The 16361-nt window shown below is 71.6% G+C and carries 9 protein-coding genes; 1 reads left to right on the top strand and 8 read right to left on the bottom strand.

The features are described from left to right. Positions 1-323: 323 nt before the first annotated feature. The 8 genes from tmk to bldG all read right to left on the bottom strand — a co-directional run bounded on the left by tmk (position 324) and on the right by bldG (position 13561). Entirely contained in the window at positions 324-3464 is a 3141-nt protein-coding gene (gene tmk, locus ACWD5Q_RS23070; RefSeq protein WP_451428915.1) for a dTMP kinase, read from the bottom strand. Between the two features lie 198 nt (positions 3465-3662). Further along, positions 3663-6515 carry a type I DNA topoisomerase gene (topA, locus tag ACWD5Q_RS23065; RefSeq protein ID WP_451428914.1) on the bottom strand — a complete coding sequence of 951 codons (2853 nt, stop codon included), beginning with the start codon at positions 6513-6515 and terminating at the stop codon, positions 3663-3665. Between the two features lie 255 nt (positions 6516-6770). Continuing rightward, a complete protein-coding gene (locus tag ACWD5Q_RS23060; protein WP_451428913.1) occupies positions 6771-6968 on the bottom strand; it encodes a hypothetical protein in 198 nt (65 codons plus the stop codon). A 573-nt stretch (positions 6969-7541) separates the two neighbouring features. After that, positions 7542-9062 carry a DUF7059 domain-containing protein gene (locus tag ACWD5Q_RS23055; protein WP_451428912.1) on the bottom strand — a complete coding sequence of 507 codons (1521 nt, stop codon included), beginning with the start codon at positions 9060-9062 and terminating at the stop codon, positions 7542-7544. A 64-nt stretch (positions 9063-9126) separates the two neighbouring features. After that, the gene (locus ACWD5Q_RS23050) at positions 9127-9735 is read right to left on the bottom strand and encodes a small secreted protein (RefSeq protein ID WP_451428911.1); all 609 of its coding nucleotides are present in this window, start codon (positions 9733-9735) and stop codon (positions 9127-9129) included. Positions 9736-9955: 220 nt separating this feature from the next. After that, positions 9956-12358: a sodium-translocating pyrophosphatase gene (locus tag ACWD5Q_RS23045; RefSeq protein ID WP_451428910.1), complete on the bottom strand. Its 2403-nt coding sequence runs from the start codon at positions 12356-12358 to the stop codon at positions 9956-9958. Positions 12359-12677: 319 nt separating this feature from the next. Beyond that, on the bottom strand, positions 12678-13115 hold the full coding sequence (locus ACWD5Q_RS23040; RefSeq protein ID WP_451428909.1) for an ATP-binding protein: 438 nt from the start codon (positions 13113-13115) through the stop codon (positions 12678-12680). Between the two features lie 104 nt (positions 13116-13219). Next, the gene (gene bldG, locus ACWD5Q_RS23035; protein ID WP_010986038.1) at positions 13220-13561 is read right to left on the bottom strand and encodes an anti-sigma factor antagonist BldG; all 342 of its coding nucleotides are present in this window, start codon (positions 13559-13561) and stop codon (positions 13220-13222) included. A 79-nt stretch (positions 13562-13640) separates the two neighbouring features. Between bldG and ACWD5Q_RS23030 the strand changes: the two genes are divergently transcribed. Then, complete coding sequence (locus ACWD5Q_RS23030; RefSeq protein ID WP_451428908.1) at positions 13641-16277, top strand: DEAD/DEAH box helicase; 2637 nt, start codon at positions 13641-13643, stop codon at positions 16275-16277. The last annotated feature ends 84 nt before the right edge of the window (positions 16278-16361 follow it).

Genomic DNA, 16361 nt, shown 5'->3' with positions numbered 1-16361 from the left:
CTCGGCGTGCCGGCCGGAAGTCCTCGTACTGGATGTACTTGGGCTTTCGGGCGGTGCGGCGAGTGGGGGTACCCCCTGCTCGAAGAGCTTGGGGGAGCGTGCCGGGCGTCGCGACGGGGCGAACGTTGCCTGTCGGGGCACTAGGACAGCCCGCACGCGGAGGCGCGGCGAGCCGGGTACGGCCGGACACGGGGCGATCCCGGGCGCCGGGGCACGTACCCGGCGCCGGGAGACTCACCGGCCCTGCCCGCCCGGGGGAGAGCAGGAATCGAAAGACGCCGCCCCGGCCGGACGGCCCGAAGACTCCGGCGGCAGCTTCCCTCTCAGCCGCGTCGGCCCCTCCCCCGGTCGTCGTCCCAGCCCTCGTCCTCACGGGAGCCGAGCAACTCGTCCGCCAGGGTCGGAAGGTCGTCCAGCGGGGTCTCCTCCGCCCAGTCCGGACGGGGCCGGCGCCGCGGGCGGCCCTCGGTGTCCATCTGCGGCAGCTCACGCGTACGGTCCTCGGTCCCGTCGGGCCGCGGTACCGCCCGCTCGTCCCGGAAGAAGCCCGACGGCACCCGGTCTGCCGGATCACCCGCACCGCCGTCCCGCACGGGCGGCAGCACAGCCGTCTCGTCGGCGGCACTCTGCGGCTCCGGCGGCCTCGGCAGCTGCGCCGTGGTCTCCGCCTCGCTCTCCCCCGGCCGCACCGGCGGCAGAACCGCGGTCTCGTCCGCCGGCCCGCCGGACGCGTTCGACGGCGTCACGAGCGGCGTGGGCACGGTGATCTCATTGTCCGGCGGGGAGGCCGAGGAACCCCGCGAGGGCGTGCCCCCGGAACCGAACGCTCCGGCACCGGCCGTACCCGAAGCCGCCGCAGCCGAAGCCGCCGCGTCGGCCGCGGCCCGGCGTGCCTCCTCGGCCCGCAGCAACGCCTCCTCGGCCTTGCGCTGTTTCTCCAGACGGCGCTTCTCGGCCTCGGCCCGCAGCCGGGCCTCCTCCTCGGCCTGCCTGCGGCGCGCCTCCTCCCGGACCTTGCGCCGGGCCTCCTCGGCCTGCCTGGCCTGCTCCTCCGCGAGCAGGCGTGCCCGCTCCTCCTCGGCGCGCCGATGGGCTTCCTCGGCCCGCTGCCGCGCCTCCTCCGCCTGCCGTTCCGCCTCGCGGCGCTGCGCCTCCTCCAGCTCGCGCCGCTTGCGCTCCTCCTCCTCGGCCCGGAGCCTGGCGAGCTGCTCCTGGCGCTCGCGCTCCAGCCGCTCCTCCTCGGCCTTGCGCGCGGCCTCCTCCTCGGCCTTGCGCCGGGCCTCCTCCTCGGCCTTGCGGCGCGCCTCCTCCTGGGCCTTCACCTCGGCCTCGGACAGCGGCAGCATCCGGTCGAGCTGGTGCCGGATGACCGTCGTGACCGCCTCGGGCTCCTGACCGGCGTCGACGACCAGATAGCGCCCGGGGTCGGCAGCGGCCAGGGTGAGGAAACCGGACCGTACGCGCGCGTGGAACTCGGCCGGCTCCGACTCGAGCCGGTCCGGCGCCTCGGTGAACCGCTCCCGCGCCGTCTCGGGGGCCACGTCCAGCAGCACGGTGAGATGGGGGATGAGACCGTTGGTCGCCCACCGGTTGATCCGGGCTATCTCGGTCGGGGACAGGTCCCGGCCGGCTCCCTGGTAGGCCACGGACGAGTCGATGTACCGGTCGGAGATCACGACCGCGCCCCGCCCCAGGGCCGGCCGTACGACCGTGTCGACATGTTCCGCGCGGTCCGCCGCGTACAGCAGCGCCTCCGCGCGATGCGACAGACCGGCGCTGGAGACGTCCAGCAGGATCGACCGCAGGCGCTTGCCGACCGGCGTGGCCCCCGGCTCACGGGTCAGCACGACCTCGTGCCCCTTGGCGCGGATCCACTCGGCGAGCGCCTCGGCCTGGGTGGACTTCCCGGCTCCGTCGCCACCCTCCAGGGCGATGAAGAAGCCGCTGTCCGCGGACGCCTCCACCGGGTCGTCGCCGCGCAGCGCATCGCGCAGGTCGTGCCGCAGCGGCACCCCGGAGCGGTCGTCGACCTTGGCGAGGACGAGCGCCGCCACCGGCAGCAGCAGCGCGCCGACCAGCATCAGGGTGAAGGCGGCGCCCCCGTGCGCGAACACGAACTTGCCGTTCTGCAGCCGGTGGGGCCCGATCGCCGCGGCCACCACCGGCGCCACCAGCGCGCCGAGGGCGATGGAGACCCGTACGACCGCTTGCAGGTGCTCGGTGATCCGGGCCCGCCGGTGGTCCTCGGCCTCCTGGTCGAGAAGCGTGTGCCCGGTGTGCGCCGCGACGCCCGCGCCGACGCCCGCGAGCGCCGCGATCAGCAGCACGGTGGTGACGTCCGGGACGAGCCCGCCGGCGAGCAGCGCGACCCCGGTGAACGCGATCGCCAGGGCGAGCAGCCGGCGCCGCGACAGCGACGGCAGCATGCGGGGCGCCGTACGGATGCCGACGGCCGTGCCGCCGGTCAGCGCGAGGACCAGCAGGCCGTACGTCACCGGGCCGCCGCCCAGGTCCTTGGCCAGCAGCACGGAGACCGCGACGGCGCCCGAGACGGCTCCGGCGACGGCCGCGCAGGCCGGCACCAGCAGCGGGATCGCGCCCGTACGACCCTTGTCGACGCCCGCGCCCGCCCTGGGGCGGCGCAGGCCCTCCAGCGGTGACCGCGCGCGCGGGGTGCGGGCGTCGGGCAGTTCGAGAGAGGTGACGACGGACAGGGACGCGGCGAACAGACCGGCCGCGACGTACGAGGCCAGGGCCGCCTGGTGCAGCGAGAACCAGACGATGCCCGCGCCCAGCAGGTTGCTCACGAGCGACACGAGGACGAGTGCGGCGGCCGCCAGCGGCACCGCCACGAATCCCGTACGCAGCGACAGGCGCCGCAGCGCGTCCATGTGATCCGGCAGCGGGCGCACCGCCGCGCCCTCGAGGGGCGGTGTGGGCAGCAGGGCGGGTGCCGCGCTCTCACGGCACACCGTCCAGAAACGCTCGGCGACACCGGTGACGAAGGCGGTGACCAGCAGCACCGGCAGCACGTTGCCCGGCGTCCAGTCGATCCACAGGGGGGCGACGATCAGCAGGGCGGCCCTGAGCCCGTCCGCGCCGACCATGGTCCACCGGCGGTCGAGCGGTCCCTCCTGGGAGGTCAGCGCGGTGAGCGGGCCGAGGAGGACGGCCCCGAAGAGCACGATGGCGAGGACGCGCGCGCCGAGGACGGTCGCGATCGCGAACGCCACGCCTCGGTAGCCGCCGCCGAAGGAACCTTCGGCGATGGCCGCCTGAAGGGCGAGCATGACAAGGACGAAGAGGGCGAGACCGTCCCCCACCCCGCCCACGAGCTGGGCGCTCCACAGCCGCTTCAGCTGCGGACGGCGCAGCAGGGCGCGGACGGCGCGCTCGCGGGAATCCGCGACCAGGGCGTCGTCGGGGGCCGGGTGGTGGGCCGTTGGCTGCTCGGCTCGCGTCATGCTTTCAGCCTATCGGCAGCCACCGACAGCCTGCGTCAGGCACCCGAACGTGCGCCCGCCTGTCATAGAAATGATGCCTCAGCGAACTTCCGCGAAGCGGACGTGATCCCGTGCGCCGGATGCGCGCGGACTCCGCCCACAGGGCGCCCGTGCGGCGTTTCCGCCGCAGGGCGCCCATGCGAGGCACGGGGGCGGGGCTCAGTCCCCGGCGGTGTTCCGCGAGGCCGCCGCCGTTTTCGCCGCCGCGGTCTTCTTCGCCGCCGTCGACGCCGTCTTCTTGGCCGCCGTCGTCTTCTTCGCGGTGGTCTTCTTGGCCGCCGTCTTCTTCGCCGCCGTCGCCGTGGTCTTCTTGGCCGGCGCCTTCTTCGCGGCAGCCTTCTTCGCCGTCTTCTTGGCGGGCGTCTTGGCGCGCTTCTCCGCGAGCAGCTCGAAGCCGCGCTCCGGGGTGATGGTCTCGACGCTGTCGCCGGAGCGCAGGGTCGCGTTCGTCTCGCCGTCGGTGACGTACGGCCCGAAGCGGCCGTCCTTCACGACGACGGGCTTCCCGCTGACCGGGTCCTCGCCCAGTTCCTTCAGCGGCGGCTTGGCGGCCGCGCGGCCACGCTGCTTGGGCTGGGCGTAGATCGCCAGCGCCTCCTCCAGCGTGATCGTGAAGATCTGGTCCTCGGACTGCAGGGAGCGCGAGTCCGTGCCCTTCTTCAGGTACGGGCCGTAGCGCCCGTTCTGCGAGGTGATCTCCTGTCCGTCGGCGTCGGCGCCGACGACCCGCGGCAGGGACATCAGCCGCAGCGCGTCATCGAGGGTCACCGTGTCCAGGGACATCGACTTGAACAGCGAGGCCGTGCGCGGCTTGATCGCGTTCTTGCCCGTCTTCGGGGTGCCCTCGGGGAGGATCTCCGTGACGTACGGGCCGTAGCGGCCGTCCTTGGCGACGATCGGGCGGCCCGTCTCCGGGTCCGTGCCCAGCGGGCGCTCGCCGCTCGGCTTCGCGAGCAGTTCCTCGGCCAGTTCGACGGTCAGCTCGTCCGGCGCCAGATCGGCCGGGATGTCGGCGCGCTGGTGCTGCTCGGAGTCCTTCTCGCCCCGCTCGATGTACGGGCCGTAGCGGCCGACCCGCAGCACGATGTCGTTGCCGACGGGGAACGACGACACCTCGCGCGCGTCGATCGCGCCCAGGTCGGTCACCAACTCCTTGAGGCCGCCCAGGTGGTCGCCGTCGCCGTTGCCGGCGTCCGCGGCGACGCCCTCGACCGTGCCCTCGCCGAAGTAGAACCGCTTCAGCCACGGCACGGCCCGGGCCTCACCGCGCGCGATGCGGTCGAGGTCGTCCTCCATCTTGGCGGTGAAGTCGTAGTCGACGAGCCGCCCGAAGTGCTTCTCCAGGAGGTTGACCACGGCGAAGGACAGGAAGGACGGCACGAGGGCCGTGCCCTTCTTGAACACATAGCCGCGATCGAGGATCGTGCCGATGATCGACGCGTACGTCGACGGGCGGCCGATCTCGCGCTCCTCCAGCTCCTTGACCAGCGACGCCTCGGTGTAGCGAGCCGGGGGCTTGGTCGAGTGGCCGTCGGCGGTGATCTCCCCGGCGGTCAACGCGTCGCCCTCGGCGACCTGCGGCAGCCGGCGCTCGCGGTCGTCCAGCTCCGCGTTCGGGTCGTCGGCACCCTCGACGTAGGCCTTCAGGAAGCCGTGGAAGGTGATCGTCTTGCCGGACGCGCTGAACTCGGCGTCCCGTCCGTCGGCGGCGGTGCCACCGATGCGGATGGTGACCGAGTTACCGGTGGCGTCCTTCATCTGGGAGGCGACGGTCCGCTTCCAGATCAGCTCGTAGAGCTTGAACTGGTCGCCGGTCAGGCCCGTCTCCGCCGGGGTGCGGAAACGATCGCCCGAGGGCCGGATCGCCTCGTGTGCCTCCTGGGCGTTCTTGACCTTGGCCGCGTAGGTGCGCGGCCGCTCGGGCAGGTAGTTCGCCCCGTACAGCTGTGTGACCTGGGCGCGGGCCGCGGTGACCGCCGTGTCGGACAGGGTCGTGGAGTCCGTACGCATGTACGTGATGAAGCCGTTCTCGTACAGCTTCTGCGCGACCTGCATGGTGGCCTTCGCGCCGAAGCCGAGCTTGCGGCTGGCTTCCTGCTGCAACGTCGTCGTGCGGAACGGCGCGTACGGCGAGCGGCGGTACGGCTTGGACTCGACCGACCGGACCGAGAACCGGGTGTTCTCCAGGGCGGCGGCGAGCGACCGGGCGTTCGCCTCGTCGAGATGGAGGGTGTTCGCGCTCTTCAGCCGGCCCAGCGAGTCGAAGTCACGGCCCTGCGCGACACGCCGGCCGTCGACCGTCGCCAGCCGGGCCGCCAGCGTCGACGGGTCCGACGGGTCGCCCGCGCGGCCGGTGCCGAAGGTGCCGGTCAGGTCCCAGTACGCGGCGGAGCGGAACGCCATGCGCTCCCGCTCCCTCTCCACGACCAGGCGGGTCGCCACGGACTGGACGCGGCCCGCCGACAGCCGCGGCATGACCTTCTTCCACAGGACCGGCGAGACCTCGTAGCCGTAGAGGCGGTCGAGGATGCGGCGGGTCTCCTGGGCGTCCACGAGCTTCTGGTTCAGCTCGCGCGGATTGCGCACGGCCTGCTGGATCGCGTCCTTGGTGATCTCGTGGAAGACCATCCGCTTGACCGGGACCTTCGGCTTCAGCACCTCCTGGAGGTGCCAGGCGATGGCCTCGCCCTCGCGGTCCTCATCGGTGGCGAGGAAGAGCTCGTCGGAGTCGCGCAGCAGATCCTTGAGCTTCTTGACCTGCGCCTTCTTGTCCGCGTTGACGACGTAGATCGGCTGGAAGTCGTGCTCGACGTCCACGCCGAGGCGGCGCACCTCACCCGTGTACTTCTCCGGCACCTCCGCGGCGCCGTTCGGAAGGTCGCGGATGTGCCCGACGCTCGCCTCGACGGTGTAGCCGGGGCCGAGGTAGCCCTTGATCGTCTTCGCCTTGGCAGGCGACTCGACGATGACGAGTCGGCGACCGCCCTGTGCGGTCTCGCTGGTCGGGGACAACTTCGCTCTTCTCTCCGGTCGGCTGGGGCCTCCCCAGGCCTTCGTCCCGGGGTCGGGTCATGGTGACGCTGCGGAGTGTGACGGTACATCCCGCCCCCGTGTCAAACGGGAAAAGCCCGCAACGGCCACTCGAACGGTAACCCGACTACCGGCATTCCTGCCGCCCGGAGTGGTGGACAGCCTCTCCGGACCTATCCGGAGGGTGATCTCCCAGTTACCGGAGTCCCGGTCGTCAAAGGGCCCCGAACCGTGATGTCACAGGCGCGTGAGGCACCATGCCCCGGCGGCGAGCGCGGCCAGGCCGACGAGGCTCGCGAGGGCGGCGGATGCGATGGGGCTCACACCCTCGGCGACGCGTCCGCGGCGGTGCAGCCGGGTCGCGGCCCAGGTCAGCAGCCCGGCCCCGAACAGGGCGAACACCGTGCCCGCGAAGATCGCCGGCCCGCTCTCCATGCCCCGCTCCTTCCGCTTCTGGACTGCCCGGCGAACGGGAGGCTGACACGTCCGGGAAGCGTGCGCGCGAAACCGGGGTGAACACACGGCGGACGACCCGCCATAGGTCCCCCATGCGCCCCCCTGACGCGGCACCGAACCGTAGGCCCCTCAGCCCGCCATAAGCCGTGCGGGCCGCGGGGAGCGCACGACTCCGGCCACAGACCGGCCTCAGGCACCTGTGCCGCACGCACGCAGTTTCGGCGTGGCACGCGCACAGTCCCGGTGGCGGCACGCACAAAGTCCCAGCGCCGCGGGTGCGTGGTCCCGGCGGCCCGCACCCGGAGGATGTCGGCCGGTTTCACGCCCCGGGCCGCCCCGGCTCGCGGCCCCCGCCCCGAGCACCGGTCCACGCGGAGGCGAACCGTCCGAAGGGGCGCGCGGACGCTAGCGGCCCGAACAGTCACGCGGGGCGCACACGACCCGAACGGGCGCGGCACCGTACGCGCTCCGCGATCGCGCCGGCCCGGGCCCCCGCCGGCACATGCCTGCTCCAGGACGTCCGCCGGCGCGCGCCCGTCCCAGGACCCCCTGCTAGCGCGCCGGTTCCAGGAACCCCTGCTCGACCAGCAGCCGGATCTGCGCGGGGGTCCGGTCGCGCAGCAATACGGGGTCCTCGCCGACGAGTTGGGCGATGGCGTCGAGGATCCGCCCCGCGCTCAGCGTGCCGTCGCAGACACCGGCGAAGCCCGCGCCGACCGTGTCCACCTTCGTGGCACGCCGCATCCCCCGGTTCTGGCGCAGCACGACATGCTCGGGGTCCTCCGCGCCAGGCAGCCCGACCTGCTCCTGGACGACCTCGGCGGCGAGCCTGAAGTGCCCGGCGAGCAGAGCCGCGTCGTCGTGCTCCCGCAGATAGTCGATGCGGTCGAAGTGTGCGCGCACCGTGGCGCCGAGCGGCTGCTCGACCGGGTGCGGCCACTCCTCGACCGTGATCGACGGCTCGGCGGCGTCCGTCCGGTGCAGCGCGATCCAGCCGAAGCCCACCGCCCGGACCTTGCGTGCCTCGAACTCGTCGAGCCAGGCGTCGTACCGCGCCTGGTACTCCGCCGTGTCGCCGCGGTGGTCGCCCGCGTCCCGCAGCCACAACTCGGCGTACTGCGTGACGTCCTGGACCTCACGCTGCACGATCCAGGCATCACAGCCGCGCGGCACCCATGAGCGCAGCCGGTCCTGCCAGTCCTCCCCCTCGACGTGCTGCCAGTTGGCGAGGAACTGCGCGAACCCGCCCTTGTTCAGCCGCTCCCCCGACTGCTGAACGAGCGTGCGGCACAGATCGTCCCCGCCCATCCCGCCGTCGCGGTAGGTGAGCCGGGCGCCCGGCGAGATCACGAACGGCGGGTTGGAGACGATCAGGTCGTACGCCTCGTCGTCCCGGATCGGCTCGAACAGCGAGCCCTGGCGCATGTCCGCGGCCGGGGCGCCGGACAGCGCCAGGGTCAGCGCGGCGATGCGCAGGGCACGCGGGTTGACGTCGGTCGCGGTCACGCGCGTGGCGTGCCGGGCGGCGTGCAGCGCCTGGACACCGGAACCGGTGCCGAGATCGAGGGCGGAGCCGACGGGAGTGCGGACAGTGATCGCGGCGAGGGTGGTGGAGGCGCCGCCGACCCCCAGGACGACCTCCTCGTCCCGGCTGCCGATACCGCCCGCCCCGCCGACCGCGCACCCGAGGTCGGAGGCGATGAACCAGTCCTCGCCATCGGGTCCGCCGTACGGCCGGACGTCCAAGGTCGCGGCGAGTTCGTCGCCCCCGGCGGGCACCAGCCAGCCGGCGTCCACGCACGCGTCGACGGGCAGGACGCCCGCCACGCGCGCGTGCGGTACCGGCTGTTGCAGCAGGAACAGCCGTACGAGGGTCTCCAGCGGTGTGTCCCCGCGTGTGGCCCGGAGCGCGGGCACGGTCTCGCTCCGGGCGAGCGCCGCGTACGCGGGCGCGCCGAGCAGTTCGAGCAGCCCGTCGGCGGTGAAGGAGGCCGCCAGCAGGGCGTCCCGCAGCCGTGCGGTGACGTCTGCTCGGTCGGTGGAGGGCAGCGTGGACAGACTGGAGTTACTCACGCCCCCCATTGTGGCTCGGGGAGGCCTGCGCCGACCGCAGCGTCGGGTACCCGAAGCGCGCCGTTCAGCCGGCCGTCGCCGGGGCCGAGGCGGACGAGGAGGCACTCGTGCAGCTCGCCTGCTTCGACATCGCCGCGCCGACGTCGCCCGCCTCCAACTGCTTGAGCGCGTCGTTCCCGCCCTTGCTCAGCTTGTCGAGCTGGGTCGCGATCCCCTTGAGCCCGTCGGCGAACTTCGCCTGGTCCTTCGTGTCGAGCCCGTCCATCTGCTTCTTGAGATCGGCGTACGCCGTGGAGATGCCGTCGAGCTCCTTGACCGCGTTCTTCTGCTTGGCCGCACCGCCCTCGACCTCGGGCGCGCCCGCTCTCTCGACGCCCGCGCCGATCGCCTTGTAGGCGTCGGACATGTCCTGGAAGGCCTGGGAGTCCGTCGTCTGGACCTGCTTGGGCGTGCTGTTGTCCGAGGTCTGCTTCTGGATCGCGGTGCTGGCGTCGGCGATCTTCTTCGCCTGGGGCTGCACCGCGTCACAGACCTGCTTGGCCCACGGACCGAGCTTGTCATCGATCGCGCTGCTCTTGCCGCCGCTGGTGCATCCCGACAGCGCCAGTACCAGTACCGCACCGCCGGACAGTGCGGCTGCGAGCTTCTTGTTCACCGGATTGGTCCCTTCCATGGCTCTCTCGGCCCCGGAAGATACACGCCAACCGGTCGACGGCCGGGTGACGGTTGTCGGCCATGCCCGCTCTTGCGGTTATTTGCACCAAGGGAGAGAAGGGTCACGCAGAGAGGCATGAACACGGACAGGGCGGGCGCCCGGGCTCGCGATGAGCGCCGTACGCCCGCCCGTTCGTGCCGTACCCGACCAGACGGAAGAGCGGGTGCCGTGGGACCGGCTACGAAACCACCGCCGCGTCGGGTGACTTGGTGACCCGCTCGGCGCTGTCTTCGTCACCCACGGCGATTCCGCGCCGCTTGGAGATGTAGACCGCGCCCGCGATCACGACAAGGGCAATGACCGCGACCAGGATCCGGACGGCGAGACTCTTGTCGCTGCCGTACGAGAACCTGACGACCGCCGGCGCGATGAGCAGCGACACCAGGTTCATGACCTTGAGCAGCGGGTTGATCGCCGGGCCCGCGGTGTCCTTGAAGGGGTCGCCGACCGTGTCGCCGATCACCGTCGCGGCATGCGCGTCGCTGCCCTTGCCGCCGTGATGCCCGTCCTCGACGAGCTTCTTGGCGTTGTCCCAGGCCCCACCGGAGTTGGCCAGGAAGACCGCCATCAGCGTACCGGTGCCGATCGCGCCCGCGAGGTACGCTCCGAGCGCGCCGACGCCCAGCGTGAACCCCAGGGCGATGGGCGCCATGACGGCGAGCAGACCGGGGGTGGCCAGCTCCCTGAGGGCGTCCTTGGTGCAGATGTCCACGACCCTGCCGTACTCCGGCGTCTCCGTGTAGTCCATGATCCCGGGCTTCTCACGGAACTGCCGCCGCACCTCGAAGACCACCGCCCCGGCGGACCGCGACACCGCGTTGATCGCCAGCCCCGAGAAGAGGAAGACGACCGCCGCGCCCACGATGAGACCGACCAGGTTATTGGGCTGTGAGATGTCCATGACCAGGCTCATCGGTCCGCCGTTGCCGACCTTCACGCCCACGCCCTGTGCGGCCGTGGTGATCGCGTCGCGGTAGGAGCCGAACAGCGCCGAGGCCGCGAGAACGGCGGTGGCGATGGCGATGCCCTTGGTGATCGCCTTGGTGGTGTTGCCCACGGCGTCCAGGTCGGTGAGCACCTGCGCGCCCGCGCCCTCGACGTCGCCGGACATCTCGGCGATGCCCTGCGCGTTGTCGGAGACCGGGCCGAAGGTGTCCATGGCGACGATCACGCCGACCGTGGTGAGCAGGCCCGTGCCGGCCAGCGCCACCGCGAACAGCGCGAGCATGATCGACGTGCCGCCCAGCAGGAACGCTCCGTACACCCCGAGCCCGATCAGCAGCGCCGTGTACACGGCCGATTCCAGGCCGACGGAGATACCGGCGAGAACGACGGTGGCGGGTCCCGTCAGCGAGGTCTTGCCGATGTCCCGCACCGGACGGCGGCTGGTCTCGGTGAAGTAGCCGGTCAGCTGCTGGATCAGCGCGGCGAGCAGGATGCCGATGGCCACCGCGACGAGCGCGAGGATCCGCGGGTCGCCGTCCTTGGCCCGGATCGCCGCGTCGGAGATGCCCTTCAGGGCGGCGTACGACGACGGCAGATAGGCGTAGACGGCCGCGGCGACCAGCGCCAGCGAGATCACGGCCGAGATGAAGAAGCCCCGGTTGATCGCGGACATGCCACTGCGGTCGGCGCGCCGGGGCGCCACCGCGAAGATGCCGATCATCGCGGTCACGACCCCGATCGCGGGCACGATCAGCGGGAACGCCAGTCCCGAGTCGCCGAACGCGGCTTTGCCGAGGATCAGCGCGGCGACCAGCGTCACCGCGTACGACTCGAAGAGATCGGCCGCCATGCCCGCGCAGTCGCCGACGTTGTCGCCCACGTTGTCGGCGATGGTCGCGGCATTTCGCGGGTCGTCCTCCGGAATGCCCTGCTCGACCTTGCCGACCAGGTCGGCGCCGACATCAGCGGCCTTGGTGAAGATGCCGCCGCCGACACGCATGAACATGGCGATCAGTGCCGCGCCGAGACCGAAGCCCTCGAGGACCTTCGGGGCGTTCGCCGCGTACACCAGCACCACACAGGAGGCGCCCAGCAGACCGAGCCCCACCGTGAACATGCCGACGACGCCGCCCGTACGGAATGCGATCTTCATGGCTCGGTGCGAGACGGTGGTGAGATCCTTTTCGGGCTCACCCTTCGCCGGGGTCGCCTCGCGTGCCGCGGCCGCGACCCGCACATTGCTGCGCACGGCGAGCCACATGCCGATATAGCCGGTGGCCGCCGAGAACGCCGCACCGATCAGGAAGAACACCGACCGTCCGGCACGCTGATTCCAGTCGTCCGCAGGCAGCAGCATGAGCAGGAAGAACACGACCACGGCGAATACGCCGAGCGTGCGCAGCTGCCGGGCCAGATAGGCATTGGCGCCTTCCTGGACCGCCGCGGCGATCTTTTTCATGCTGTCGGTGCCCTCGCCCGCCGCGAGTACCTGGCGCACCAGAATCCCGGCGACCACGAGGGCCGCGAGGGCGACCGCGCCGATGACGATCACGATCAGGCGGTTGCTGTCGGTCAGTACTGCCGCTGCGAGGGTCGTGGGGTGGTCAAACTGTTGAGGGGTAGAAAGCCCCGCCATTCGTCCTCCTTGACGCTTGGGCTGAGCTCAAGATGTGGACGGATTGTAGGTACCGGAACCTGATCAAAACAGTGCACGGTAAGCGGAATCAGCCGTCACGTGCTCTCCAGTAAAAGATCGCACGCGAGACACAGAACCCGAAAGGGGTAATACCCCAAAAGCATTGACTGGATGAGCGCTTGATCAAATTATAGGGTGATTGATCGTGAAGGAATTCACGAATAACGCTACGACTGGACAAAGAGAAGGGCCCTGCACACTGCAGGGCCCTTCGAAGCCGTGATGACGGCTATGGGACGGGGGAGGCGTACGAGATCTGTCAGGCCGGGAGCGTGGCGGGCGGCGTGGTCGGCCAGCTCATCCTGATCAGTCCGCCGTCCTCCCCGGCGGAGACCTCGACATCGTCCACCAGGCCGCTGATGACCGCGAGGCCCATCTCGTCCTCCTCGGCCTCGGCGTCGTCGACGGTCCCGGCGGCACCGGGCGTCTTGTCACCGGGCGCCAGGTGCGGCGCCTCGTCGCCGACCTCGATGGAGAACTGCTTCTCTTCCTCGGTCAGCAGCACCCGCACCGGCGCCGAGATGCCGTTGCTCTGGTGCAGTCCGACGGCCCGGGTGCAGGCCTCGCCGACGGCGAGCCTGACCTCGTCGAGTACGGCCTCCTCCACTCCAGCCCTGCGCGCCACCGCTGCCGCCACCAGTCGGGCGGTCCTGACGTGCTCGGGCAGCGCGCTGAAGCGGAGTTCAACGGTGGCCATGCGTCCCCCTCGGAACTCGGGCGTGCGATCAGGGGGCCGGGCCACCTGGGCCCGGTCCCCCGCTCTTACTTCGACCGTCCGGGTACTACGGCCCGGAAGCGGGGTCAGTCGGTGGCCGCTACCGCTTCCTCGACCGAGGTGTGGATCGGGAACACCTTGGTGAGACCGGTGATGCGGAAGATCTTGAGAATGCGCTCCTGGTTGCACACCAGGCGCAGGGAGCCCTCATGGGCCCGCACACGCTTCAAGCCGCCCACGAGCACGCCGAGCCCGGTGGAGTCGAGGAAGTCCACGCCCTCCATGTCGACGACGAGGTGGAAATTCCCGTCGTTCACCAGCTCGACCAGCTGCTCGCGCAGCTTGGGCGCGGTATATACGTCGATTTCGCCACCAACCTCGACGACCGTACGATCGCCGACGGTACGGGTCGACAGGGACAGGTCCACGGATCCTCCAGCACCTTGCTATCGAGCGGTTGCCCCATGGGACACCTCGGCAGAGCCCCGGGACGGTTCGCCAGCCGCGATGGCATTCAATCACTTACCGGCAGGCGTGCACGACGCCTTGGGTCCATTGTCCGTCACGCCAGTGACACACTCGGTGCCAATGGCCAAGAATCACCGATCCGAACGACCCCCGACGGACCCCGTGTCCCGCCTCGCGCCGGACACGGTGCTGGACCGGCTCGCCTCGGGACCGAGCCGGGCTGCGCGCATCACTCATACGGAGCACTTGCCCCCGCGAGAGGGCCGCCATGCCGTCTGGCCGGACCGGATCCGCGCGGAGGTCATCGCCGCCGTACGGGACGCGGGCATCGAGCACCCCTGGGCCCACCAGGCGCTCGCCGCCGAGCACGCCCTGGACGGCGACTCGGTGGTCGTCGCCACGGGCACCGCGTCGGGCAAGTCGCTCGCCTACCTCGCGCCGGTACTGTCCTGTCTGCTGGACGGCGCCCAGGCCCCGAACGGGCGCGGCGCGACCGCCCTCTACCTGGCCCCCACGAAAGCCCTCGCGGCGGATCAGCACCGGTCCGTGAAGGAACTTTCACAACCCCTGGGTGCGGCGGTCCGCCCCGCCGTGTACGACGGCGACACGCCGCCCGAGGAACGTGAATGGGTACGCCAGTACGCCAACTACGTCCTGACCAACCCCGACATGCTGCACCGCGGCATATTGCCCTCACATCCGCGCTGGTCCTCCTTCCTGCGTGCCCTGAAGTACGTCGTCATCGACGAGTGCCACACCTACCGTGGCGTCTTCGGCTCCCATGTCGCCCAGGTGCTGCGCCGCCTGCGCCGCCTGTGCGCCCGCTACGGCTCCTCTCCGGTCTTCCTGCTGGCCTCCGCGACCGCCGCCGAGCCCTCGGTGGCCGCCCGCCGCCTCACCGGCCTCCCGGTCGTCGAGGTCGCGGACGACGCCTCCCCGCGCGGCGAACTGGTCTTCGCCCTCTGGGAGCCGCCGCTGACCGAGCTCCACGGCGAGAAAGGCGCACCCGTTCGGCGTACGGCGACCGCCGAGACCGCCGACCTGCTGACCGACCTGACCGTGCAGGGCGTACGCTCGGTCGCCTTCGTCCGCTCCCGCCGCGGCGCCGAACTGATCTCGGTGATCACCCAGGAGCGTCTGGCCGAGGTCGACCGCCCCCTGGCCCGGCGCGTGGCTGCCTACCGCGGCGGCTATCTTCCCGAGGAACGCCGCGCCCTCGAACGCGCCCTCCACTCCGGAGAACTCCTCGGCCTCGCCGCCACCACCGCCCTCGAACTCGGCGTCGACATCTCCGGCCTGGACGCCGTCCTCATCGCCGGCTACCCGGGGACGCGGGCGTCGCTGTGGCAGCAGGCGGGCCGCGCCGGCCGCGCCGGGCAGGGCGCCCTCGCGGTCCTCGTCGCCCGCGACGACCCGCTGGACACGTTCCTCGTCCACCATCCCGAGGCCTTGTTCGACCAGCCGGTGGAGTCCACGGTCCTCGACCCGGACAACCCCTACGTCCTGGCCCCGCACCTGTGTGCGGCGGCCGCCGAGTCCCCGCTGACGGAAGAGGACCTGGAGCTGTTCGGCCCCGCGTGCGCGGAGCTGCTGCCGCAGCTGGAGGCAGCGAAGCTGCTGCGCCGCCGCACGAAAGCCTGGCACTGGACGCGCCGGGAGCGGGCCGCCGACCTCGCGGACATCCGCGGGCAGGGCGGGCGCCCGGTCCAGGTCGTCGAGGCCGGCACCGGGCGGCTGCTCGGCACGGTCGACGCGGGCGCCGCGCACACCACGGTGCACGAGGGCGCGGTCCATCTGCACCAGGGCCGCACCTATCTGGTGCGGTCACTCGACCTGGAGGACTCGGTCGCCCTGGTCGAGGAGGCCAACCCGCCGTATTCGACGGTGGCCCGCGACACGACGTCCATCTCCGTCCTGGAGACGGACCTCGAGGTCCCCTGGGGCGAGGGTCGGCTCTGCTACGGCTCCGTCGAGGTCACCAACCAGGTCGTCTCCTTTCTGCGCCGCCGTCTCATCACCGGTGAAGTGCTGGGCGAGACCAAACTCGACCTCCCTCCTCGCACGCTGCGCACCCGTGCCGTGTGGTGGACGGTCACCGAGGACCAGCTCGACGAGGCCCGGATCAGCCCGGAGATCCTCGGCGGCGCCCTGCACGCCGCCGAACACGCCTCGATCGGCATGCTCCCGCTCTTCGCCACCTGTGACCGCTGGGACATCGGGGGCGTCTCCGTCCCCCTCCACCCGGACACCCTGCTGCCCACGGTGTTCGTGTACGACGGCCACCCGGGCGGGGCCGGCTTCGCGGAGCGGGCCTTCCGCACGGCCCGCGCCTGGCTGGCCGCCACCCACCAGGCCATCGCGTCCTGCGAGTGCGACGCCGGCTGCCCGTCCTGCATCCAGTCCCCCAAGTGCGGCAACGGGAACGACCCGCTGCACAAGAGAGGCGCCGTACGACTCCTCACGGTGCTGCTGCGCGGGGCGCCAAAGGTGACGGAGGGCGAGGTGGGAGTCCGCGCGGAGGGGGACGGTGAGCCGGAAGCCTCAACGGGGGCGGACAGCGAGACGGAAGTCCCAGCGGAGGCGGACCGTGAAGCGCGCGCTCCGGAGGCGAAAGGGCCCGAAACGGGCGTTGCCGAGCGGACCGAGGGCACAGCGGGCGTCCCGGAGGGGCAGTAGCTTCCGGCGGGGCCGTAGCGCAGGTCAGGGCGACGGAGGTGACGGGCCGCCGGGCCGGGGGCTCGCGCCGGGAACCAGTTCGGC

This window comes from Streptomyces sp. NPDC002513 (genome assembly GCF_053595355.1).
Note: the sequence above shows the minus strand (reverse complement) of the source record. Positions and strands in the feature narration are given on the sequence as shown.